18 protein-coding genes, 2 tRNA genes and 2 other RNA genes are annotated in these 21,463 nt (G+C 50.8%); 15 read left to right on the plus strand and 7 right to left on the minus strand.

The window, feature by feature from the left end:
- Window positions 1–410 precede the first annotated feature (410 nt).
- From D9738_RS05465 to D9738_RS05515, 11 genes are all read left to right on the plus strand, one after another.
- Window positions 411–4,154 carry a nitrate reductase subunit alpha gene (locus tag D9738_RS05465; protein ID WP_130259706.1) on the plus strand — a complete coding sequence of 1,248 codons (3,744 nt, stop codon included), beginning with the start codon at window positions 411–413 and terminating at the stop codon, window positions 4,152–4,154.
- Window positions 4,151–5,689, plus strand: coding sequence for a nitrate reductase subunit beta (gene narH, locus D9738_RS05470; RefSeq protein ID WP_130259707.1), 1,539 nt, complete (start codon window positions 4,151–4,153; stop codon window positions 5,687–5,689). Before D9738_RS05465 ends, narH begins: the two co-directional genes overlap by 4 nt.
- Entirely contained in the window at window positions 5,686–6,396 is a 711-nt protein-coding gene (gene narJ / locus D9738_RS05475; RefSeq protein WP_130205691.1) for a nitrate reductase molybdenum cofactor assembly chaperone, read from the plus strand. Before narH ends, narJ begins: the two co-directional genes overlap by 4 nt.
- Window positions 6,396–7,073 carry a respiratory nitrate reductase subunit gamma gene (gene narI / locus D9738_RS05480; protein WP_001160110.1) on the plus strand — a complete coding sequence of 226 codons (678 nt, stop codon included), beginning with the start codon at window positions 6,396–6,398 and terminating at the stop codon, window positions 7,071–7,073. Before narJ ends, narI begins: the two co-directional genes overlap by 1 nt.
- A 235-nt stretch (window positions 7,074–7,308) precedes the next feature.
- Entirely contained in the window at window positions 7,309–8,316 is a 1,008-nt protein-coding gene (locus D9738_RS05485; protein WP_130259708.1) for a 3-oxoacyl-[acyl-carrier-protein] synthase III C-terminal domain-containing protein, read from the plus strand.
- Window positions 8,313–9,344 (plus strand): NAD(P)-dependent oxidoreductase, encoded by a 1,032-nt coding sequence (locus D9738_RS05490; RefSeq protein ID WP_130259709.1) that lies wholly within the window; start codon window positions 8,313–8,315, stop codon window positions 9,342–9,344. The genes D9738_RS05485 and D9738_RS05490 overlap by 4 nt, the downstream gene beginning before the upstream one ends.
- A complete protein-coding gene (locus D9738_RS05495; protein WP_130259710.1) occupies window positions 9,322–10,128 on the plus strand; it encodes an MBL fold metallo-hydrolase in 807 nt (268 codons plus the stop codon). The genes D9738_RS05490 and D9738_RS05495 overlap by 23 nt, the downstream gene beginning before the upstream one ends.
- The gene (locus D9738_RS05500) at window positions 10,125–11,411 is read left to right on the plus strand and encodes a F390 synthetase-related protein (protein WP_130259711.1); all 1,287 of its coding nucleotides are present in this window, start codon (window positions 10,125–10,127) and stop codon (window positions 11,409–11,411) included. The genes D9738_RS05495 and D9738_RS05500 overlap by 4 nt, the downstream gene beginning before the upstream one ends.
- Window positions 11,408–12,010: a phosphatase PAP2 family protein gene (locus tag D9738_RS05505; RefSeq protein ID WP_130259712.1), complete on the plus strand. Its 603-nt coding sequence runs from the start codon at window positions 11,408–11,410 to the stop codon at window positions 12,008–12,010. The genes D9738_RS05500 and D9738_RS05505 overlap by 4 nt, the downstream gene beginning before the upstream one ends.
- A complete protein-coding gene (locus D9738_RS05510; protein WP_130259713.1) occupies window positions 12,003–13,127 on the plus strand; it encodes a sterol desaturase family protein in 1,125 nt (374 codons plus the stop codon). Before D9738_RS05505 ends, D9738_RS05510 begins: the two co-directional genes overlap by 8 nt.
- Window positions 13,114–14,205, plus strand: coding sequence for an acyl-CoA desaturase (locus D9738_RS05515; RefSeq protein ID WP_130259714.1), 1,092 nt, complete (start codon window positions 13,114–13,116; stop codon window positions 14,203–14,205). The genes D9738_RS05510 and D9738_RS05515 overlap by 14 nt, the downstream gene beginning before the upstream one ends.
- Window positions 14,206–14,221: 16 nt before the next feature.
- Here D9738_RS05515 and D9738_RS05520 read toward each other — a convergent pair.
- The 6 genes from D9738_RS05520 to D9738_RS05545 all read right to left on the minus strand — a co-directional run bounded on the left by D9738_RS05520 (window position 14,222) and on the right by D9738_RS05545 (window position 16,292).
- Window positions 14,222–14,353, minus strand: a non-coding RNA gene (locus tag D9738_RS05520) — RtT sRNA.
- Between the two features lie 46 nt (window positions 14,354–14,399).
- Window positions 14,400–14,531, minus strand: a non-coding RNA gene (locus D9738_RS05525) — RtT sRNA.
- Between the two features lie 47 nt (window positions 14,532–14,578).
- A tRNA-Tyr gene (locus tag D9738_RS05530) sits at window positions 14,579–14,663 on the minus strand.
- 33 nt (window positions 14,664–14,696) lie between these two features.
- A tRNA-Tyr gene (locus tag D9738_RS05535) sits at window positions 14,697–14,781 on the minus strand.
- A gap of 160 nt (window positions 14,782–14,941) precedes the next feature.
- The gene (purU, locus tag D9738_RS05540) at window positions 14,942–15,784 is read right to left on the minus strand and encodes a formyltetrahydrofolate deformylase (RefSeq protein WP_130208904.1); all 843 of its coding nucleotides are present in this window, start codon (window positions 15,782–15,784) and stop codon (window positions 14,942–14,944) included.
- A gap of 49 nt (window positions 15,785–15,833) precedes the next feature.
- Window positions 15,834–16,292 (minus strand): YchJ family protein, encoded by a 459-nt coding sequence (locus D9738_RS05545; RefSeq protein ID WP_130208902.1) that lies wholly within the window; start codon window positions 16,290–16,292, stop codon window positions 15,834–15,836.
- A 112-nt stretch (window positions 16,293–16,404) separates the two neighbouring features.
- On the opposite strand from D9738_RS05545, the gene rssA reads away from it, so the two are divergent.
- The 3 genes from rssA to galU all read left to right on the plus strand — a co-directional run bounded on the left by rssA (window position 16,405) and on the right by galU (window position 19,526).
- A complete protein-coding gene (gene rssA, locus D9738_RS05550; RefSeq protein ID WP_130208900.1) occupies window positions 16,405–17,316 on the plus strand; it encodes a patatin-like phospholipase RssA in 912 nt (303 codons plus the stop codon).
- An 86-nt stretch (window positions 17,317–17,402) separates the two neighbouring features.
- Window positions 17,403–18,416 carry a two-component system response regulator RssB gene (rssB, locus tag D9738_RS05555; protein ID WP_130216020.1) on the plus strand — a complete coding sequence of 338 codons (1,014 nt, stop codon included), beginning with the start codon at window positions 17,403–17,405 and terminating at the stop codon, window positions 18,414–18,416.
- Window positions 18,417–18,617: 201 nt separating this feature from the next.
- Window positions 18,618–19,526: a UTP--glucose-1-phosphate uridylyltransferase GalU gene (gene galU, locus D9738_RS05560; RefSeq protein WP_130208896.1), complete on the plus strand. Its 909-nt coding sequence runs from the start codon at window positions 18,618–18,620 to the stop codon at window positions 19,524–19,526.
- Between the two features lie 143 nt (window positions 19,527–19,669).
- On the opposite strand, the gene hns is transcribed toward galU, so the two are convergent.
- On the minus strand, window positions 19,670–20,083 hold the full coding sequence (gene hns, locus D9738_RS05565) for a histone-like nucleoid-structuring protein H-NS (protein ID WP_105289150.1): 414 nt from the start codon (window positions 20,081–20,083) through the stop codon (window positions 19,670–19,672).
- Window positions 20,084–20,684: 601 nt separating this feature from the next.
- On the opposite strand from hns, the gene tdk reads away from it, so the two are divergent.
- Window positions 20,685–21,302 (plus strand): thymidine kinase, encoded by a 618-nt coding sequence (tdk, locus tag D9738_RS05570; RefSeq protein ID WP_130208894.1) that lies wholly within the window; start codon window positions 20,685–20,687, stop codon window positions 21,300–21,302.
- Window positions 21,303–21,463: the final 161 nt, after the last annotated feature.

Genomic DNA, 21,463 nt, shown 5'->3' on the forward strand with positions numbered 1-21,463 from the left:
TAACTCGAATTATATAGAGTAAAATATTTGATTATCCTTTGCGCGGCGTAATGTCGCGCTTTTTTTAATTGTCATTTAGTTACAACATACTTTGAGGGCGCTAATTATTTTCAATTGCGTCAATTAAGCACCATTAATATGTCATCCATGGGGGATACTCCTTAATACCCACCTGTATAAAAATCCGAAATGTATAAATGTGAGATAGCATAAAAACCATTAATTTACAGTCTGTTAGATATAAGCCATTAATTACCCTTAAGGAGTATCTTAGGAATTTACTTTATTTTTCATCCCCACCACTCTTGATCGTTATCAATTCCCACGTTGTTTCAGAGCGTTACCTTGCCTTTAAACATTAGCAATGTCGATTTATCAGAGAGCCGACAGGCTCCCACAGGAGAAAACCGATGAGTAAATTCCTGGACCGGTTTCGCTACTTCAAGCAGAAGGGCGAAACCTTTGCCGATGGGCATGGCCAGCTTCTCAATACCAACCGTGACTGGGAGGATGGATATCGCCAGCGTTGGCAGCATGACAAAATCGTCCGCTCTACCCACGGGGTAAACTGCACCGGCTCCTGTAGCTGGAAAATCTACGTTAAAAACGGTCTGGTGACCTGGGAAACCCAGCAGACTGACTATCCGCGTACCCGTCCGGACCTGCCAAACCATGAACCTCGCGGCTGCCCGCGCGGCGCCAGCTACTCCTGGTATCTCTATAGCGCCAACCGCCTGAAATACCCAATGATGCGCAAACGCCTGATGAAAATGTGGCGTGAAGCGAAGGCGCTGCATAGCGATCCGGTTGAGGCATGGGCTTCTATCATTGAAGACGCCGATAAAGCGAAAAGCTTTAAGCAGGCGCGTGGACGCGGTGGTTTTGTTCGTTCTTCCTGGCAGGAAGTGAACGAACTGATCGCCGCATCTAACGTTTACACCATCAAAAACTACGGCCCGGACCGTGTCGCTGGCTTCTCGCCAATTCCGGCAATGTCGATGGTTTCTTACGCATCGGGTGCGCGCTATCTCTCGCTGATTGGCGGTACTTGCTTGAGCTTCTACGACTGGTACTGCGACCTGCCTCCTGCGTCTCCGCAAACCTGGGGCGAGCAAACTGACGTTCCGGAATCCGCTGACTGGTACAACTCCAGCTACATCATCGCCTGGGGTTCAAACGTGCCGCAGACGCGTACCCCGGATGCTCACTTCTTTACTGAAGTGCGTTACAAAGGCACCAAAACTGTTGCCGTAACGCCTGACTACGCTGAAATCGCCAAATTGTGCGATCTTTGGCTGGCACCGAAACAAGGCACCGATGCGGCAATGGCGCTGGCGATGGGCCACGTAATGCTGCGTGAATTCCACCTCGACAACCCAAGCCAGTATTTCACCGACTATGTGCGTCGCTACACCGACATGCCGATGCTGGTGATGCTGGAAGAGCGCGACGGTTACTACGCTGCGGGTCGTATGCTGCGCGCTGCCGATCTGGTGGATGCGCTGGGCCAGGAAAACAATCCGGAATGGAAAACTGTCGCCTTTAATACCAATGGCGAAATGGTTGCGCCGAACGGTTCTATTGGCTTCCGCTGGGGCGAGAAGGGCAAATGGAATCTGGAGCAGCGCGACGGTAAAACCGGCGAAGAAACTGAGCTGCAACTGAGCCTGCTGGGTAGCCAGGATGAGATCGCTGAAGTGGGCTTCCCGTACTTTGGCGGCGACGGCACTGAACACTTCAACAAAGTGGAGCTGAAAAACATTCTGCTGCACAAACTGCCGGTAAAACGCCTGCAACTGGCCGACGGTAGCACCGCTCTGGTGACCACCGTTTATGATCTGACGCTGGCAAACTACGGTCTGGAACGCGGCCTGAACGACGTTAACTGCGCAACCAGCTACGACGATGTGAAAGCTTACACTCCGGCGTGGGCCGAGCAGATCACTGGCGTTTCTCGCAGCCAGATTATCCGTATTGCCCGTGAATTTGCTGATAACGCTGACAAGACGCACGGTCGTTCGATGATTATCGTCGGTGCGGGTCTGAACCACTGGTACCACCTCGATATGAACTACCGTGGTCTGATCAACATGCTGATTTTCTGCGGCTGTATTGGTCAGAGCGGCGGCGGCTGGGCGCACTACGTAGGTCAGGAAAAACTGCGTCCGCAAACTGGCTGGCAGCCGCTGGCGTTTGCCCTTGACTGGCAGCGTCCGGCGCGTCACATGAACAGCACCTCTTACTTCTATAACCACTCCAGTCAGTGGCGTTATGAAACCGTGACTGCGGAAGAGCTGCTGTCGCCGATGGCGGATAAATCCCGCTACACCGGACATCTGATCGACTTCAACGTTCGTGCGGAACGCATGGGCTGGCTGCCGTCTGCACCGCAGTTAGGCACTAACCCGCTGACTATCGCTGGCGAAGCAGAAAAAGCCGGGATGAATCCGGTGGATTACACCGTGAAATCCCTGAAAGACGGTTCCATCCGTTTTGCGGCTGAACAACCAGAAAACGGTAAAAACCACCCGCGTAACCTGTTCATCTGGCGTTCTAACCTGCTCGGTTCTTCCGGTAAAGGTCATGAGTTTATGCTCAAGTACCTGCTGGGGACAGAACACGGTATCCAGGGCAAAGACCTGGGGCAACAGGGCGGCGTGAAGCCGGAAGAAGTGGACTGGCAGGACAACGGTCTGGAAGGCAAGCTGGATCTGGTGGTGACGCTGGATTTCCGTCTGTCGAGCACCTGTCTCTACTCCGACATCATTTTGCCGACGGCGACCTGGTATGAAAAAGACGACATGAATACTTCGGATATGCATCCGTTTATTCACCCGCTGTCTGCGGCAGTCGATCCGGCCTGGGAAGCGAAAAGCGACTGGGAAATCTACAAAGCTATCGCCAAGAAATTCTCCGAAGTGTGCGTCGGTCATCTGGGTAAAGAAACCGACATCGTCACGCTGCCTATCCAGCACGACTCTGCCGCTGAACTGGCACAGCCGCTGGATGTGAAAGACTGGAAAAAAGGCGAATGCGACCTGATCCCCGGTAAAACTGCACCACACATTATGGTCGTAGAGCGCGATTATCCGGCAACTTACGAACGCTTTACCTCTATCGGTCCGTTGATGGAGAAAATCGGTAACGGTGGTAAAGGGATTGCCTGGAACACCCAGAGCGAGATGGATCTGCTGCGTAAGCTCAACTACACCAAAGCGGAAGGCCCGGCGAAAGGTCAGCCGATGCTGAACACCGCCATTGATGCGGCGGAGATGATCCTGACGCTGGCACCGGAAACCAACGGTCAGGTAGCCGTGAAAGCCTGGGCTGCCCTGAGCGAATTTACCGGTCGTGACCATACGCATCTGGCGCTGAATAAAGAAGACGAGAAGATCCGCTTCCGCGATATTCAGGCACAGCCGCGCAAAATTATCTCCAGCCCGACCTGGTCTGGTCTGGAAGATGAACACGTTTCTTACAACGCCGGTTACACCAACGTTCACGAGCTGATCCCGTGGCGCACGCTCTCTGGTCGTCAGCTGCTTTATCAGGATCATCAGTGGATGCGTGATTTCGGTGAAAGCCTGCTGGTTTATCGTCCGCCGATTGACACCCGTTCGGTGAAAGAAGTGATGGGCCAGAAATCCAACGGTAATCCGGAAAAAGCGCTCAACTTCCTGACGCCGCACCAGAAGTGGGGGATCCACTCCACCTATAGCGACAACCTGCTGATGCTGACTTTAGGTCGCGGTGGTCCGGTGGTCTGGCTGAGTGAAGCCGATGCCAAAGATCTGGGTATCGCCGATAACGACTGGATTGAAGTCTTCAACAGCAACGGTGCACTGACTGCCCGTGCGGTTGTCAGCCAGCGTGTTCCGGCAGGGATGACCATGATGTACCACGCGCAGGAACGTATCGTTAACCTGCCTGGTTCGGAAATTACCCAACAGCGTGGTGGTATCCATAACTCGGTCACCCGTATCACGCCGAAACCGACGCATATGATCGGCGGCTATGCCCATCTGGCATACGGCTTTAACTACTACGGCACTGTAGGTTCTAACCGCGATGAGTTTGTTGTAGTGCGTAAGATGAAGAACATTGACTGGTTAGATGGCGAAGGCAATGACCAGGTACAGGAGAGCGTAAAATGAAAATTCGTTCACAAGTCGGCATGGTGCTGAATCTCGATAAGTGCATCGGCTGCCACACCTGTTCAGTTACCTGTAAAAACGTCTGGACCAGCCGCGAAGGCGTGGAATACGCGTGGTTCAACAACGTGGAAACCAAGCCGGGCCAGGGCTTCCCGACCGACTGGGAAAACCAGGAAAAATACAAAGGCGGCTGGATCCGTAAAATCAACGGCAAACTGCAACCACGCATGGGTAACCGCGCCATGCTGCTGGGTAAAATCTTCGCTAACCCGCATCTGCCGGGGATCGACGATTATTACGAGCCGTTTGATTTTGACTATCAGAACCTGCATACCTCGCCGGAAGGCAGCAAATCGCAGCCGATTGCCCGTCCGCGTTCGCTGATTACCGGCGAACGGATGGCGAAAATCGAAAAAGGGCCGAACTGGGAAGATGACCTGGGCGGCGAGTTTGACAAACTGGCGAAAGACAAGAACTTCGACAACATCCAGAAGGCGATGTATAGCCAGTTCGAAAACACCTTCATGATGTATTTGCCGCGCCTGTGCGAACACTGCCTGAACCCGGCATGTGTGGCGACCTGCCCGAGCGGTGCGATTTACAAGCGTGAAGAAGATGGCATCGTCCTGATCGATCAGGACAAATGCCGTGGCTGGCGTATGTGCATCACCGGATGCCCATACAAAAAAATCTACTTCAACTGGAAGAGCGGTAAGTCTGAGAAGTGCATCTTCTGCTATCCGCGTATTGAAGCCGGTCAGCCGACGGTGTGTTCAGAAACCTGTGTCGGTCGTATCCGTTATCTCGGCGTGCTGCTGTACGATGCGGACGCCATTGAACGTGCGGCCAGCACCGAGAACGAAAAAGATCTCTACCAGCGTCAGCTGGACGTGTTCCTCGATCCGAACGATCCGAAGGTCATCGAGCAGGCGATTAAAGATGGTATCCCGCTGAGCGTTATTGAAGCTGCGCAGCAGTCGCCGGTTTATAAAATGGCGATGGAATGGAAACTGGCGCTGCCGCTGCATCCGGAATATCGCACCTTGCCGATGGTCTGGTACGTGCCGCCTCTGTCTCCGATTCAGTCTGTGGCAGACGCTGGCGAGTTGGGCAGCAACGGCATTTTGCCAGACGTCGAAAGCCTGCGTATCCCGGTACAGTATCTGGCGAACCTGCTGACCGCAGGCGACACCCAACCGGTACTGCGTGCGCTGAAACGCATGCTGGCGATGCGTCATTACAAACGTGCTGAAACCGTTGACGGTAAAGTTGATACCCGTGCGCTGGAAGAGGTCGGTCTGACCGAAGCCCAGGCGCAGGAAATGTATCGTTATCTGGCGATTGCTAACTACGAAGATCGCTTTGTGGTACCAAGCAGCCATCGTGAACTGGCACGGGAAGCCTTCCCGGAGAAAAATGGCTGCGGCTTTACCTTTGGTGACGGCTGCCACGGTTCAGATACCAAATTCAATCTGTTCAACAGCCGTCGTATCGATGCCATCGATGTGACCAGCAAAACGGAGCCGCATCCATGATCGAACTCGTGATTGTATCGCGTCTCCTTGAATATCCGGATGCTGCCTTATGGCAGCATCAACAGGAGATGTTCGAGGCGATTGCCGCGTCGGAAAATTTGTCGAAAGAAGATGCCCATGCGCTGGGCATTTTCCTGCGCGATTTAACGGCGATGGATCTGCTGGATGCCCAGGCGCAGTACAGCGAACTGTTCGACCGTGGTCGCGCCACGTCACTGTTGCTATTCGAACATGTTCACGGTGAATCTCGCGATCGTGGTCAGGCAATGGTTGACCTGTTGGCACAGTACGAGCAGCACGGCTTGCAGTTAAACAGCCGCGAATTGCCGGACCATCTGCCGCTGTATCTGGAATATCTGGCACAGCTGCCGCAAAGCGAAGCCGTGGAAGGTTTGAAAGATATCGCGCCGATTCTGGCATTGCTGAGCGCGCGTCTGCAACAGCGTGAAAGCCGTTATGCAGTGCTGTTTGATCTGCTGCTGAAACTGGCGAATACCGCTATCGACAGCGACAAAGTGGCGGAAAAAATTGCCGATGAAGCGCGCGACGATACGCCGCAGGCGCTGGATGCCGTCTGGGAAGAAGAGCAGGTTAAATTCTTTGCTGACAAAGGCTGCGGTGATTCAGCAATCACTGCTCATCAGCGTCGCTTTGCCGGTGCCGTCGCGCCGCAATATCTGAATATCACCACCGGAGGACAGCACTAATGCAATTCCTGAATATGTTCTTCTTTGATATCTACCCGTACATTGCCGGGGCGGTCTTCCTGATTGGTAGTTGGCTGCGCTATGACTACGGGCAGTACACTTGGCGCGCGGCATCCAGCCAGATGCTGGACCGTAAAGGAATGAACCTGGCGTCGAACCTGTTCCATATCGGCATTCTGGGGATTTTCGTCGGCCACTTCTTCGGTATGCTGACGCCGCACTGGATGTATGAAGCGTGGTTGCCGATCGAAGTGAAACAAAAAATGGCGATGTTTGCTGGTGGTGCCAGCGGCGTGCTGTGTCTGATTGGCGGCGTGCTGTTGCTGAAGCGCCGCCTGTTCAGCCCACGCGTGCGTGCAACCACTACCGGAGCGGATATCCTGATCCTGTCGCTGCTCGTTATCCAGTGTGCGCTGGGTCTGCTGACCATTCCATTCTCTGCCCAGCATATGGACGGTAGCGAGATGATGAAACTGGTTGGCTGGGCGCAGTCGGTAGTGACCTTCCACGGTGGCGCTTCTCAACACCTTGATGGTGTCGCGTTTATCTTCCGTCTGCACCTGGTGCTGGGGATGACGTTATTCCTGCTGTTCCCGTTCTCGCGTCTGGTGCACATCTGGAGCGTACCGGTGGAGTATCTGACACGTAAGTATCAGCTGGTGCGCGCTCGCCACTAAGCACGACAAAGTGCCTGATGCGCTGCGCTTATCAGGCCTACAGAGTCGTACAATTCATTGATATTACGTGATATGTATGCCGGATAAGGCGTTCACGCCGCATCCGGCATAACGTAACGCACGTTGTCAGCCTGCTGAAATCATCAGTTACACATTGTCGATATTTCAGATTGTAGAGAAACGAACCTCATCTATATGATTGGCCCACCTATGGAACAGTGAAGGAGCACTGACCGTGGATCAACCTAATCAATCGACGATCTCTGCGGCATTAAAAATAATCGCCACGGGGATCGCCTTACCGCCTGATAAAATTACCTCTCAACAACTGGATGTTCAGTTAAATAAACCTGCGGGCTACGTTGAGCGACGTTCCGGCATTTGCTGGCGCTATTTTGCCAGCAACGACGCCAGCCAGGCCGAACTGGCGGCAGAAGCGTTGCATAATGCGTTAGCATCGGCTGCCTTAAAACCTTCTGATATTGATCTGTTAATTTGTGCGTCAGCCATTGCCGTACAGGCATTACCCTGTAGCGCAATTCATATTCTTAAAGCCGCTGCTATGCCCGCAGGCGTTGCCGGATTTGATATCAACTGTAGCTGTGTCAGCTTTATTTCCGCTCTGGAAGTTGCTGCCGGATTATTAAACTGTGGAGCATATCGGCGCATTGCTATCGTCTCGGCAGATATTGCTTCACGCGGCATCGACTGGAATCATGAAGAGTCGTCACTCATTTTTGGTGATGGCGCGGCGTGCGCGATTGTTGAGCGGGGCGATGGTCGCAGCGGGATTATCGCCAGCCTGATCGAAATGTATCCCGAAGGCAGCGAACTGTGTGAAATTCGTGCGGGCGGCACGCGGCGTAATCCTCGTTCTGGTGTGAGTGACAGCGACTTTCTTTTTCATATGCAGGGGAAACCGCTGTTTCGTTTTGCCTCTTCACTTATTGAAGATTATTTTTCGCGCTTACTGCAAAAAAGCGGCCTGCAACTGGCTGATATCGCTACGGTCGTTCCGCATCAGGCTAGTCATCTTTCCCTTGAACATATGCGTAAACGGCTGCGAGTGCCGGAATCTGCGCTTATTGATGTCTACCGCTTCTACGGCAATCAGGTTGCTGCGTCTATACCCACAGCGCTGCATGAAGCGGTAATTAGCGGTCGTTTTACTGCGGATAAACCTGCGCTGTTGATTGGCACGGCGGCGGGGTTAACGCTGGCTGGCATGGTGCTTTTACCGTGAAGATCCTCGTAACAGGGGCGACCAGCGGCCTCGGGCGAAATGCCGTGCAATATTTGTTGCAATCGGGTGTGTCGGTTGTAGCAACAGGGCGAAATCGTGAGATTGGCAAAGTTCTCGCAAGCGCAGGTGCACAGTTTGTGGCTCTCGATTTAACCGAGGCAACTGAGGATGACTGCGCCCGCTTGATGGAAGGCTGCGATGCCGTCTGGCACTGTGCGGCAAAGTCTTCGCCCTGGGGCGACAAAACGGCATTCTGGCTTGCCAATGTCAAAGCGACCTACACTTTGGCACAGGCGGCAGGCAGGCTGAACATTCCCCGGTTTATTCATATCTCCACGCCTGCGGTTTACTTTGATTTTCAACATCACTATGACCTGCCAGAAAATTATCTTGCGCGAACATTTTCCAGCCATTATGCCAGCAGTAAATATGCCGCTGAGCAGGCTATTGCCGGGGCAGTAGCGCAATATCCTGCCACGAGGTTTATCCTTTTGCGTCCCCGTGGTTTGTTTGGCCCTCATGACCAGGTGATTGTTCCCCGCCTGATGCAGCAGTTGCAGCAGGGCGGCGGTTGCTTACGTTTGCCGCGCGGGGGGGAAGCGTTATTGGATCTCACTTTCGTGCAAAACGTGGTGTATGCCATGCAGCTGGCAATGCAAGTTGAAGGATTACGCTCAGGCAGTATTTACAACATCAGCAATCATCAGCCGCAGAAATTATCTGTAATGCTTGACACCTTGCTGCGCCAGCAACTGGGATTGAGCTACCAAATTACTACCGTTCCCTGGCCATTGCTTTCTCTGGTCGTGCGCGGCCTGGAGCTGTACGGGAAATGCGTTAATCAGGAACCTGTTATCACACGTTACAGCGCCGGAACACTCTGTTTTGATATGACGCTGAGTGCGCAAAAGGCCATTACAGAGTTGGGATATCACCCGCGCTTTTCGATGGAGCAAGGTATTGCAATCACGGGACAATGGTTGCGGGAACATGGGCTGAGGGAACATGGCAAAAATAACCGCATTTGAAACGGGCTGGTGTACCCATATTGGCTGTATTGCGCTGAAAGGGGCTGGGCTGAAAGTGTGTAAATTCCCCGCCCGCGCCTGGCTGCTGGAAGCGGGCGAGAAACGATGGCTGTGGGACACCGGTTATTCATCGTGGTTCGAACACTACACGCAATCCGGCGTATTTCGTCTTTATCGCCAGGTCACGCCGGTTTATTTCGATCCACAACAGGCGCTGGTGCGACAACTTTCCGCGCACGGACTGGCGGCAAAAGATGTTGATGCGATCATTCTGTCGCATTTTCACGCCGATCATATTGCTGGCCTGCGAGATTTTCCTGATGTCGCCTGCATCTGTTCCGGTGAAGGTTGGCAGCAGGTAAGAACGCTGCGTGGCATAGCCGCACTGCGTCAGGCCTTTGTACCAGGGTTGATCCCGGAGAATTTTGAATCCTCACTGCGTTTTATTGAAAGTTTCGCATCGGTGAATATGCCTCCTGAACTGGCACCGTTTGAGAGTGGCTATTTGCTGCCAGAAAGCAATGGCGAAATTATCCTCGTGCCGCTTCCCGGTCATGCTGCCGGACACACTGGCGCGTTTGTGTTAACCGACAACGGCTGGATTTTACTGGCTGGCGATGCCGCTTGGGCTCCTGCAAACTACCGCGAATTGCGCGGGCCTTCACCACTGGCGCATCTGGTTATGTCCGACAGCCACGCCTACTACCGCACGCTTGGGCAATTACATCAGCTTTGGCAAAACGGCGCAGTGGACATTCGTTTGTGCCACGAGGGGGATTTATGATCCCGTTGGCTTTACTCTGGCGCTACTTTCGTACCCGCAGGCTGCATTTCACCGATCGCCAGGCGCTGGAATACTGGCAGGCAAAAAGGCTGCATTCGTTCCGGCAAAATGTCTTATCTAAAAGCCCGTGGTTTCAGCGTTATCTGGCGTTGCCGTTTAACCAGTGGCCGTTGATGGACAAAGCATTAATGATGGCGCATTTCGATGAGATGAATACCGCGGGTTTAAAGCGCGACGAGCTTCTCGCCTGTGCAATGCGCAGTGAGCAGAGTCGTGATTTCAAACCCAGCGTGGGCAAGTTTAGCGTCGGCCTTTCATCAGGTACATCGGGGCGTCGTGGACTTTTCGTGGTTAGCCCGCACGAGCAACAGATTTGGGCCGCCGGTGTGCTGGCAAAAGTGCTGCCCGACGGTTTATTTGCCAAAGAGCGGGTGGCACTGTTTTTGCGCGCGGACAACAACCTCTATCAAAGCGTGAATAACCGCTGGTTAAGTCTCGACTTTTACGATCTGCTGGCGCCATTTCAGGCGCAACTCAAACAACTGGAACAGCGAGCGCCCACGATTATTGTCGCGCCAGCTCAGGTATTACGCGCACTGGCGCTGGCGGTGATTGCCGGAGAGCTAACGCTAAAGGTCAAAAAAGTGATTTCGGTGGCGGAAGTTCTGGAGCCGCAGGATCGGGAATTACTGCGAAGCGTGTTCAACAATGTGGGCGAAATCTATCAGGCGACAGAAGGCTTTCTCGCCTCTACCTGCCGGTGTGGCACGTTACATCTCAACGAAGAATTTGTTCACATTGAACCGCAATGGCTGGATGAGCACCGTTTCGTGCCGATCGTCACAGACTTTACCCGCACCACGCAGCCGGTGGTGCGTTATCGACTTGATGATGTGCTGGTGGCAAGCGAACAGCCATGCCCTTGTGGCAGTGCGGCAATGGCGATTGCGCGTATCGAAGGGCGGCAGGACGATCAACTGCAACTGCCGGCAAGATCCGGCGAGATTCAGACCGTTTTTGCCGATGCCTGTAGTCGGGTGCTGGCAATGACACTGCCGCTAACGGCCGATTATCGCCTGCTACAAACCGGGCCAGCACAGCTAACGCTAATAGCAGATTGCGAACCGGGGATGCTGGAGCGGTGCCGGGAAGCGTTGAGTGCCTTGTTTATGCGCCAGAATGTCGCGGTAGAGCAATTGATATGGTCGCTGGAATCGCAAACTGTGCCAGTCTCTTTTACAGCCAAGCGGCGGCGGATTGTGCGTCAGTGGGGGCGGGAATGAGCAATCTACTACTACGCCTGAAACAGATGCTGCTTGGCTGGGGAACCGTTGGGGTTATCTACAATTTTAGCGACTCCCTGCAAGGTGAAGGGTATCAATTAACGCCGTCAGTAATTGATAATTTAATTGCGTTTTCACCCTCCGCCGTGTGGCTGTATCTCTCGTTTTTTCTAATTGTGCCGTTAGGTTATTTATCCACGCCACTTTGCCACCTGCGCTGGCTTGTCCGCGCAATGCAACTTTCGGCGCTGGTGGCAGGCGTGTTTTATCTACTCTGGCCCACAACCATGCAATATCCCGCGTTTGCTCAGTCGGGGATATCTGCGGGGGCTCTAAATGGGCTGATCGCCATTGACTCAAGTCAGAACTGTTTTCCCTCCTTACACGCCGCGCTCACGCTGTTGGCGGTATGGGCAATTGCCAAAAAGGGGAGCCGTTGGCTAACACTAATGAGCGTGGTTTGGGCGATAGCTATCGCCTTTTCGATTCTGCAATTACGCAGACATTTATTTATCGATTTAGTAGGCGGCGCGTTGCTGGCGTCGATTTGCGGTTGGATATGCGCAACATGCGAGAAAAGGAAGACGCAATATGAGTGATTTACTGTTTCCCATCATATCGATGGTGCTGTTGGTGTTAGCCGAAGCGGGCGTGTTGCAATTCACCGGGCGGCAAAAAGTGGACTGGCTGGACGTTATTTTTAATATCAACTCCGGTCATATGATGCTGTGGTTATTTCGCTGCCTGGAAGTGCTCTGCTATGGCCTGCTGGTCAATCACTTCAGCCTTGGACTGTTTGATAATGCGCCGGTGATCCTGCTGTGGCTGTTTACTATCCTTGCGTGGGATTTCGGCTTTTACTGGCTGCATCGCTGGCATCACGAAATGCGCCCGCTGTGGGCGGTACATGTGGTGCATCATCAGGGTGAACACTACAACCTGTCATTAGGCGTGCGGAACTCGTGGTATTCCTCGTTAACCTCAATCCCGTTTTTTATGCTGCTGGCGATGCTTGGTGTGCCATTGCAGGTCTTTTTGGCGGTTTCTATTATTCACTATGGTTGGCAATTTTTTAACCATAACGCGCTAACGCCGAAACTGGGTTGGCTGGAAAAAGTGCTGATCACGCCTTCGCATCATCGCGTCCATCATCTGAATGAAAAGCAATATGCCGATACCAATTACGGTGGCACCTTTTTGTTGTGGGATAAACTTTTCGGGTCCTGGAGTGCTGGGCCGGATCATGACGTAGGCTACGGCGTAAAAAATAGTCGCTTGTCCTGTAACCCGATGCGCGAGAGTAACCTGCCATTTTTACGCTTAATGGGCTTTCGCTCATTTGGCAAAGTGATTGAACGTCGTTACCAAAGTTCCGCGTGGGCAGTGGGGGCAGGGGTGATTCTGCTGTTTATGCTGGTGCTTGGTTACATCCAGCAATATGGCTATGGCATCGAGTTTATTACCAGTGAGCAAGCCGTATTATTTGTTTTGCTGGTGGCAGGCTCCATTGCGCTGGGGGGCATGAGCGACGGGCAGCGTTGGGGTATGATTTTGTGGTGCTCTGTGACGTTGTCACTGCTCTATTTTATTCTTTATATGTGTTCATGGAGCACTCTGCTCTGGAAGGGATTAGCGGGCATTTTGCTGGCCCATTGCGTGTTATTCCTAATCGGTGTAGGACGTAAGTCGCTAAGGAAACACTATGAACCTGTTTAAGCCCGACAGGTTAATCATTTTTCCTGCTGATGATCCGCAACTGGTGAAACAGTTGCAGAATGGCACGAAATCGTACCTCGCAAAAGCAGGCGATCATCGTTATGCCGACGGCTGGGCATTCACCAAAATGGCGGCACTGATTATTGCCTGTCTGTGCTGTTATGCACTGGCGTTGTCTCAAAGCCAGTGGGGGCTGTATCTGTTGTGGTATCTGGCGATGATGTTTTGCGCCATGCTGTTAGCGGTCAATGTGGTGCATGACGCGTCGCATGATGCGTTTTTGCGCGGTAAAAAGGCCAATGCGTGGCTTAACCGGTGGGTTGCTTTTCCAATGGGGCTTGATCCGGACTGTTGGCGGGTGCGCCACGTTCGCTTTCATCACGGCTTTACCAATATTGAATTTTACGATCCGGATACTGCAGAAAATGGCATTCTTCGCCAGACTCCGTGGCAGCAGTGGCGACCTTTTATGCGCCAGCAACATCGCTACTGGCCGCTGGTCGCCGCGCTCACCTTTCCCTGGTATATCTGGGTGGTGGACTGGCTCGATCGCGCCGGGTTTACGCCGGTAACACGGCATCTGGCCCTGCGTGGTTTTGCTGGCTGGGGATATTTCTTAGCCGGGAAACTGGCGCATTGTGCGCTCTGTCTGATACTTCCCTGGCTACTGTCTGAATTTGGTTTTATGACCATCGTGCTGACTTATCTGCTTAGCCAGCTGCTGGCGTCATTGATCTTTGTGATGTTGATTATCGGAACGCACTGGGCGAAGGGGCATACGCAGTTACCGCCAGAAGAGGGCAAAATGGCCGTGGGCCGGCTGGCGCATACCTTCGCCACTACCTTTGACTGGACGCCGCAACCTGCCTGGCTTGGCTACTGGCTGGGCGGAATTAATTTGCATCTTACCCATCATCTTTTTCCTCACTGGCATCATCGCCATTATCCAGCGTTAAGCCGCATTATCGCGCAAATTGCCAGCCAGCAAGGTCTGGATTATCAGTTATTGACGTTAGCCGATTTGCTGAGGCTACAGCAGCAGTTTTTACGGCGAATGGGGGAGGCGCAGATAGATTGAGAAACGAATTAAGAGATGGTGGTGGGGGAAGGATTACTCAGCGCTGCGCGCTTCGCCCTTCGGGTCGTTGCCTGCGGCAACGCTCTCTCGCTGACGCTCGAGTCGAACCTTGGTCGAAGGTTCTCATCCTTCCCCGTATGGGCAGAATATGAAACGATATCGATAAGCTTGAAATGAGTTTTATCAGGAAGTGATGGTGGTGGAGGAAGGATTACTCAGCGCTGCGCGCTTCGCCCTTCGGGTCGTTGCCTGCGGCAACGCTCTCTCGCTGACGCTCGAGTCGAACCTTGGTCGAAGCTTCTCATCCTTCCCCGCATGGGCAGAATATGAAACGATATCGATAAGTTTGAAATGAGTTTTTATCAGGAAGTGATGGTGGTGGGGGAAGGATTCGAACCTTCGAAGTCGATGACGGCAGATTTACAGTCTGCTCCCTTTGGCCGCTCGGGAACCCCACCAAGGGTAATTCATATTGTAGGTAATGCTTGAGATGGTGGTGGGGGAAGGATTCGAACCTTCGAAGTCGATGACGGCAGATTTACAGTCTGCTCCCTTTGGCCGCTCGGGAACCCCACCACGGGGTAATGCTTTTTACTGGCCTGCTCCCTCACTGGGAAGCGGGGCGCATCATATCAAATGACACGCCGCTGTAAAGGGTTACGTTGAGAAAAATGAACTGGTTGCGTAATTTTCATCCGTAACGGATTAAAGCCAACCAGTTCTATTTTGCCAGCGATTAAAGAATAATCGTCCGGTTACCGTAAACAAATACACGCTGTGCCAAAACCTGGTAAAGCGCGCGGCTTAATACGTTTTTCTCAACATCACGACCTGCACGCATCATGTCTTCGGCTGTGTAAGTGTGATCCACATGAATGACATCCTGCATGATGATTGGACCTTCATCCAGGTTGTCATTTACATAGTGTGCTGTTGCGCCAATAATCTTCACGCCGCGTTCATAAGCTTGGTGATAGGGGCGTGCGCCAATAAACGCAGGCAAGAACGAATGGTGAATATTGATGATCTTATTCGGGAAGCGCGCGACAAACTCCGGCGTCAGCACGCGCATATATTTCGCCAGCACCACATAATCAGGTTGATGCGCTTCAATGGCATCCGCCATCTTCTGATCGTGCTCGTTGCGGCTTAACCCTTCATGGCTCACCAATTCAAACGGAATATCAAAACGTTCCACCAGAGAACGTAAAGTCTCGTGGTTACCAATAACCGCAGCGATTTCAACATCCAGTCCACCGTAGTTGGCTTTCATCAGCAGATCGCCCAGGCAATGCGCTTCTTTAGTCACCAGAATGACTATGCGGCGGCGACCTGCGGGATTCAGTTCACGCACTGAACCTTCTGGCAATGCGCTATCGAGATCCGCCAGCAGGGTGGAATCATTAAAAATACCTTCCAGTTCCGTGCGCATAAAAAAGCGCCCGGTACGGTGGTCAACAAATTCATTGTTCTGCACGATGTTTAACTCGTGCTTGTAGCAAATATTAGTAATACGCGCGATCAGACCTTTTTGATCCGGGCAAATAGTACGCAGAACTTTACGTTGGAGTGAATGCATTGCTGGAAAAACCTTGTTGAGAGTGTTTGCTAAACCGTACCGTCAACCTTTATTGGCCGCAGCACTTTTTAAATTTTTTACCTGAACCACAAGGGCAGGGATCGTTGCGACCAAACTGCGGACGTGTACCATCAATATAGTACCATTGACCGTTTTCTTTCAAAAATCGCGAACGCTCAATAATCGCCCCGGATTTACCCTTCTCAGTAAAACGAGCGACAAAACTGACATAACCTACGTCGTCACCTTCGTGATATGAACGTTCAAATACGGTCAAACCTAACCATTCGGTATGTGCAAATCCGGCAATTAATTCAGCGCGTAACACCGAGGCGCCACAGGATGGATGCCAGGTTTTAATTAAATAATCTGCGTCGTGCATCACAAAAGCGCAGTAACGCGAACGCATGAGACGTTCGGGATCTGGTGCAACCTTTTCACCAGACACATAAGGGTGGCAACATAGGCTATACTCGACAGCACTACCACAGGGACAAAGCTTAGACACAAATAATCTCCCTGGAAACAATAACGGCGTTTTAACCGCCGGAGTAGCACTATGTTAACCGAGCGGTAGCGATGTGGCTACGGCTGCATTCCAGGGGACGCTATCAGGAACAATGAGAAAAGTAAAAATAGGGCTGGCGCTGGGATCCGGTGCTGCACGAGGATGGTCGCATATTGGCGTCATTAACGCGCTTAAAAAAATGGGCATTGAAATTGATATCGTCGCAGGATGTTCAATTGGTTCGCTGGTAGGCGCAGCCTATGCCTGTGGTCGATTATCTGCGCTGGAAGAGTGGGTTACCTCTTTTAGCTATTGGGATGTTTTACGACTGATGGACCTCTCCTGGCAGCGCGGTGGACTGCTGCGCGGTGAGCGTGTGTTCAATCGATATCGTGAAATAATGCCAGAAACAGAAATCGAGAATTGTTCACGCCGCTTCGCTGCAGTCGCCACCAATCTAAGCACAGGGCGTGAATTATGGTTTACCGAAGGTGATCTCCATCTCGCTATTCGTGCATCCTGCAGTATTCCGGGCTTGATGGCACCGGTCGCGCATAACGGCTACTGGCTTGTTGATGGCGCAGTCGTTAATCCCATTCCTATCTCTCTTACTCGTGCGTTGGGCGCAGATATCGTAATTGCGGTTGATCTCCAGCACGACGCTCACTTAATGCAGCAAGATCTTCTTTCATTTAATGTCGGTGCTGAAAATGGCGAGAGTGAAGATGATCTACCCTGGCATGCGCGGCTGAAAGAGCGGCTAAGTAGTATTACTGCGCGTCGAGGCGTCACGGCACCGACAGCAACAGAGATTATGACTACCTCTATTCAGGTATTGGAAAACCGCCTTAAAAGAAACCGTATGGCAGGGGACCCGCCTGATATTCTGATTCAACCCGTTTGCCCACAGATTTCCACGCTCGATTTTCATCGTGCGCAGGCTGCCATTTCGGCAGGACAATTGGCGGTTGAGAAGAAAATGGATGAGCTTTTACCGCTAGTTCGAACTAACGTTTTGACCTGATTTTTTATCTACACTTAAGTTAATTCTGACAGGCACTGATGGCAATAGCATGCCACTATTGAATAAAGCCAGTCAGGGGAGAGAACATGACGCAGCCATTGGTCGGAAAACAGATTCTCATAGTTGAAGATGAGGCGGTATTTCGCTCGCTTCTGGATTCGTGGTTTTCCTCATTGGGAGCGACAACGGTACTGGCGGCTGATGGGGTGGATGCCCTTGAGCTACTGGGAGGTTTCACACCCGATCTAATGATATGTGATATTGCAATGCCGAGAATGAACGGCCTGAAACTATTGGAACATATTCGCAACCGGGGTGACCAAACACCAGTCCTGGTGATTTCCGCTACGGAAAACATGGCAGATATTGCGAAAGCGTTACGTCTGGGCGTGGAAGATGTTTTGCTAAAACCAGTTAAAGATCTCAACCGTCTGCGCGAGATGGTTTTTGCGTGTCTCTATCCCAGTATGTTTAATTCGCGTGTAGAGGAAGAAGAAAGGCTTTTTCGCGACTGGGATGCGATGGTGGATAATCCCACTGCGGCTGCTAAATTATTGCAAGAATTACAACCTCCGGTTCAGCAGGTGATTTCCCATTGCCGGGTTAATTATCGCCAACTGGTGGCCGTTGATAAACCGGGGCTGGTGCTTGATATTGCAGCTCTTTCGGAAAACGATCTGGCTTTTTATTGTCTCGATGTAACTCGCGCCGGACATAATGGTGTCCTTGCCGCCTTGTTATTACGCGCGCTGTTTAATGGGTTATTGCAGGAACAGATTGCCCACCAAAATCAGCGTTTGCCAGAGTTGGGAGCGTTATTGAAGCAGGTAAATCATTTACTGCGGCAGGCCAATCTGCCTGGCCAGTTCCCGCTATTAGTCGGCTATTATCATCGTGAATTAAAAAATCTCATTTTGGTTTCCGCTGGCCTGAATGCAACGTTAAATGCTGGTGAACACCAGATTCAAATCAGTAATGGCGTTCCGTTAGGAACATTAGGCAACGCCTATTTGAATCAATTGAGCCAGCGATGTGATGCCTGGCAATGTCAAATTTGGGGAACAGGTGGAAGACTGCGCTTGATGTTGTCTGCGGAATGAGCAAACGATTATATGGGATAAAATTGCATTACGCGCTGGTGTCGGCTGGTGGTACTATCGTCGCCATTCGTTTAAGTAATTGTCTTAATTATGTTAACTCGCCTCCTTTTCAGAACCAGGCCTCGTCAGGGTACTGATATACTGGGATGCGACACAGAAATATGAACACGTTCAATACACGAACAGTCCAGGAGAATTTAAATGGCTGCCATTAATACGAAAGTCAAAAAAGCCGTTATCCCCGTTGCGGGATTAGGAACCAGGATGTTGCCGGCGACGAAAGCTATCCCGAAAGAGATGCTGCCGCTTGTCGATAAGCCATTAATTCAATACGTCGTGAATGAATGTATTGCGGCTGGCATTACTGAAATTGTGCTGGTCACTCACTCATCTAAAAACTCTATTGAAAACCATTTCGATACCAGTTTTGAACTGGAAGCAATGCTGGAAAAACGTGTAAAACGCCAGTTGCTTGATGAAGTGCAGTCCATTTGTCCACCACACGTGACTATTATGCAAGTTCGTCAGGGGCTGGCGAAAGGTTTGGGACACGCAGTATTGTGTGCCCATCCGGTAGTTGGTGATGAACCTGTGGCTGTTATTTTGCCTGACGTTATTCTGGATGAATATGAATCCGATTTATCGCAGGATAACCTTGCAGAGATGATTCGTCGCTTTGATGAAACTGGTCACAGCCAGATAATGGTGGAGCCTGTTGCTGATGTGACGGCATATGGTGTTGTGGATTGCAAAGGTGTGGATTTAGCGCCTGGCGAAAGTGTACCGATGGTCGGTGTGGTAGAAAAACCGAAAGCAGATGTAGCGCCGTCTAATCTTGCTATTGTCGGCCGTTATGTTCTCAGTGCTGATATTTGGCCGCTGCTGGCAAAAACCCCTCCGGGAGCAGGTGATGAAATTCAGCTCACCGACGCGATTGATATGCTGATCGAAAAAGAAACGGTTGAAGCCTATCATATGAAAGGGAAGAGCCATGACTGCGGTAATAAATTAGGTTACATGCAGGCCTTCGTTGAATACGGTATTCGCCACAACACTCTGGGTACTGAATTTAAAGCTTGGCTTGAAGAAGAGATAGGCATTAAGAAGTAACATCTATCACGATGTTTTCTACGAAACGGCATTGAGTGATCAATGCCGTTTTTTTATAGCGTATTCTTATCAGAGAGTCTTAAAACGGACAATAAAAAATCCCGCCAATGGCGGGATTTTAAGCAAACAGAATCAAGAAAAGATTATTGCTTGATCAGGAAATCGTCGAGGGATTTACCTTGCTCATCCATTGCTTTTTTGATTACAGCTGGAGTACGGCCCTGGCCAGTCCAGGTTTTGGTTTCGCCGTTTTCGTCAACATAGCTATATTTAGCCGGACGCTGTGCGCGTTTAGCTTTGGTGCCAGATTTAACAGCAGCAATGCTATTCAGCAGTTCGTTCGGGTCAATACCGTCAGCGATCAGCATTTCACGATATTGCTGCAGTTTACGAGTACGCTCTTCAACTTCAGCAGCAGCTGCGCTTTCTTCTTCGCGACGTTCGTTAACAACAACTTCTAATTTTTCCAGCATTTCTTCCAGCGTTTCAAGTGTACATTCTCTTGCCTGCGCACGAAGAGTACGGATGTTGTTCAGAATTTTAAGTGCTTCGCTCATTGTAGTAATCTCAAACTTATATTGGGGTGGTTTGTTGAGGTAATAATAGAGCCTTAAATTCAGTTGTGCAATAGCCAGGAATGTAAGGAATTCAAAAATGTTCTTTATTTCGTACCGACAATAAATATCTTTTCATAAAATTAGCCAGAAATGACGTGGCATATAGCCCTATTTACATCGATGCTTTCACATCACTTAAGGTTAAAACTTCCTGATTCATGTCACATTTTATGTGGAGATTAACATGCGCTGGAGCCTTTTCACTCTTGGGTATTAGCCCTGTTTATGAAAATCCCCTATTAAGCGAATGATGAAAAGTAGAACAGTCGCAATAAGTGCAAGGACTTCGTATTGCTCTTTCCTGGAGGCCAACTGGGGTTATTACGTGCGCAACAGGTTAAAGATTGTGAATAGTTACCAAGAGTCATTTACGCGTTTATAACAAGCAAGGCCGTGGTAAAGATAGCTCTGAAGGATTATGCCAGTCATTCGTAATGGATGACGAATATACTACTTCTGTGCTCACTGTTACGCTGTAAAACTGACGAATTATGATAAACTCCTGCCAACTTTATTTCATATCATTGAGGGCCTGTGGCTGATGGCGCAGCTATATTTCTACTATTCCGCAATGAATGCGGGTAAGTCTACGGCATTGTTGCAATCTTCATACAATTACCAGGAACGCGGTATGCGCACTGTCGTATATACGGCGGAAATTGATGATCGTTTCGGGGCAGGGAAAGTCAGCTCGCGTATAGGTTTGTCATCACCTGCAAAATTATTTAACCAAAATTCATCATTATTTGATGAGATTCGTGCGGAACACGAACAGCAGACAATTCATTGCGTACTTGTTGATGAATGCCAGTTTTTAACCAGACAACAAGTATATGAATTATCGGAGGTTGTCGATCAACTCGATATACCCGTACTTTGTTATGGTTTGCGTACCGATTTTCGCGGTGAATTGTTTGTTGGTAGCCAATACTTACTGGCATGGTCAGACAAACTGGTCGAATTAAAAACTATTTGTTTTTGTGGCCGCAAAGCAAGTATGGTGCTACGTCTTGATCTGGCGGGTAGACCTTATAACGAAGGTGAGCAGGTGGTTATTGGTGGTAATGAGCGTTACGTCTCGGTTTGCCGTAAACACTATAAAGAAGCGTTAGAGATCGGCTCTTTGACGGCGATTCAGGACAATCATCGGCACGACTAATAAATTTTTCTTTACTGACAGGGTGAATAGGGCGCTTTTATCCTGTCAGTCCGTTTTACTAACTTCTTCCGAGTCATCATCCTTTCTCTATTCTTAATCATCACTCAACGTACCACAGAACGATTTTAGTGCGTCGATGCCTCATTACCTACGAGGTAGAG

The organism is Escherichia sp. E10V5 (genome assembly GCF_004212315.1).
Lineage (GTDB): Bacteria > Pseudomonadota > Gammaproteobacteria > Enterobacterales > Enterobacteriaceae > Escherichia.

What these genes read in the sequence shown, in the direction of transcription:
- purU (WP_130208904.1), bottom strand. Translation starts at nt 15,784, where the DNA reads ATGCATTCACTCCAACGTAAAGTTCTGCGTACTATTTGCCCGGATCAA.
- narI (WP_001160110.1), top strand. Translation starts at nt 6,396, where the DNA reads ATGCAATTCCTGAATATGTTCTTCTTTGATATCTACCCGTACATTGCC.
- D9738_RS05500 (WP_130259711.1), top strand. Translation starts at nt 10,125, where the DNA reads ATGATCCCGTTGGCTTTACTCTGGCGCTACTTTCGTACCCGCAGGCTG.
- D9738_RS05495 (WP_130259710.1), top strand. Translation starts at nt 9,322, where the DNA reads ATGGCAAAAATAACCGCATTTGAAACGGGCTGGTGTACCCATATTGGC.
- D9738_RS05510 (WP_130259713.1), top strand. Translation starts at nt 12,003, where the DNA reads ATGAGTGATTTACTGTTTCCCATCATATCGATGGTGCTGTTGGTGTTA.
- hns (WP_105289150.1), bottom strand. Translation starts at nt 20,083, where the DNA reads ATGAGCGAAGCACTTAAAATTCTGAACAACATCCGTACTCTTCGTGCG.
- narJ (WP_130205691.1), top strand. Translation starts at nt 5,686, where the DNA reads ATGATCGAACTCGTGATTGTATCGCGTCTCCTTGAATATCCGGATGCT.
- tdk (WP_130208894.1), top strand. Translation starts at nt 20,685, where the DNA reads ATGGCGCAGCTATATTTCTACTATTCCGCAATGAATGCGGGTAAGTCT.
- D9738_RS05515 (WP_130259714.1), top strand. Translation starts at nt 13,114, where the DNA reads ATGAACCTGTTTAAGCCCGACAGGTTAATCATTTTTCCTGCTGATGAT.
- narH (WP_130259707.1), top strand. Translation starts at nt 4,151, where the DNA reads ATGAAAATTCGTTCACAAGTCGGCATGGTGCTGAATCTCGATAAGTGC.
- rssB (WP_130216020.1), top strand. Translation starts at nt 17,403, where the DNA reads ATGACGCAGCCATTGGTCGGAAAACAGATTCTCATAGTTGAAGATGAG.
- D9738_RS05465 (WP_130259706.1), top strand. Translation starts at nt 411, where the DNA reads ATGAGTAAATTCCTGGACCGGTTTCGCTACTTCAAGCAGAAGGGCGAA.
- rssA (WP_130208900.1), top strand. Translation starts at nt 16,405, where the DNA reads ATGAGAAAAGTAAAAATAGGGCTGGCGCTGGGATCCGGTGCTGCACGA.
- galU (WP_130208896.1), top strand. Translation starts at nt 18,618, where the DNA reads ATGGCTGCCATTAATACGAAAGTCAAAAAAGCCGTTATCCCCGTTGCG.
- D9738_RS05505 (WP_130259712.1), top strand. Translation starts at nt 11,408, where the DNA reads ATGAGCAATCTACTACTACGCCTGAAACAGATGCTGCTTGGCTGGGGA.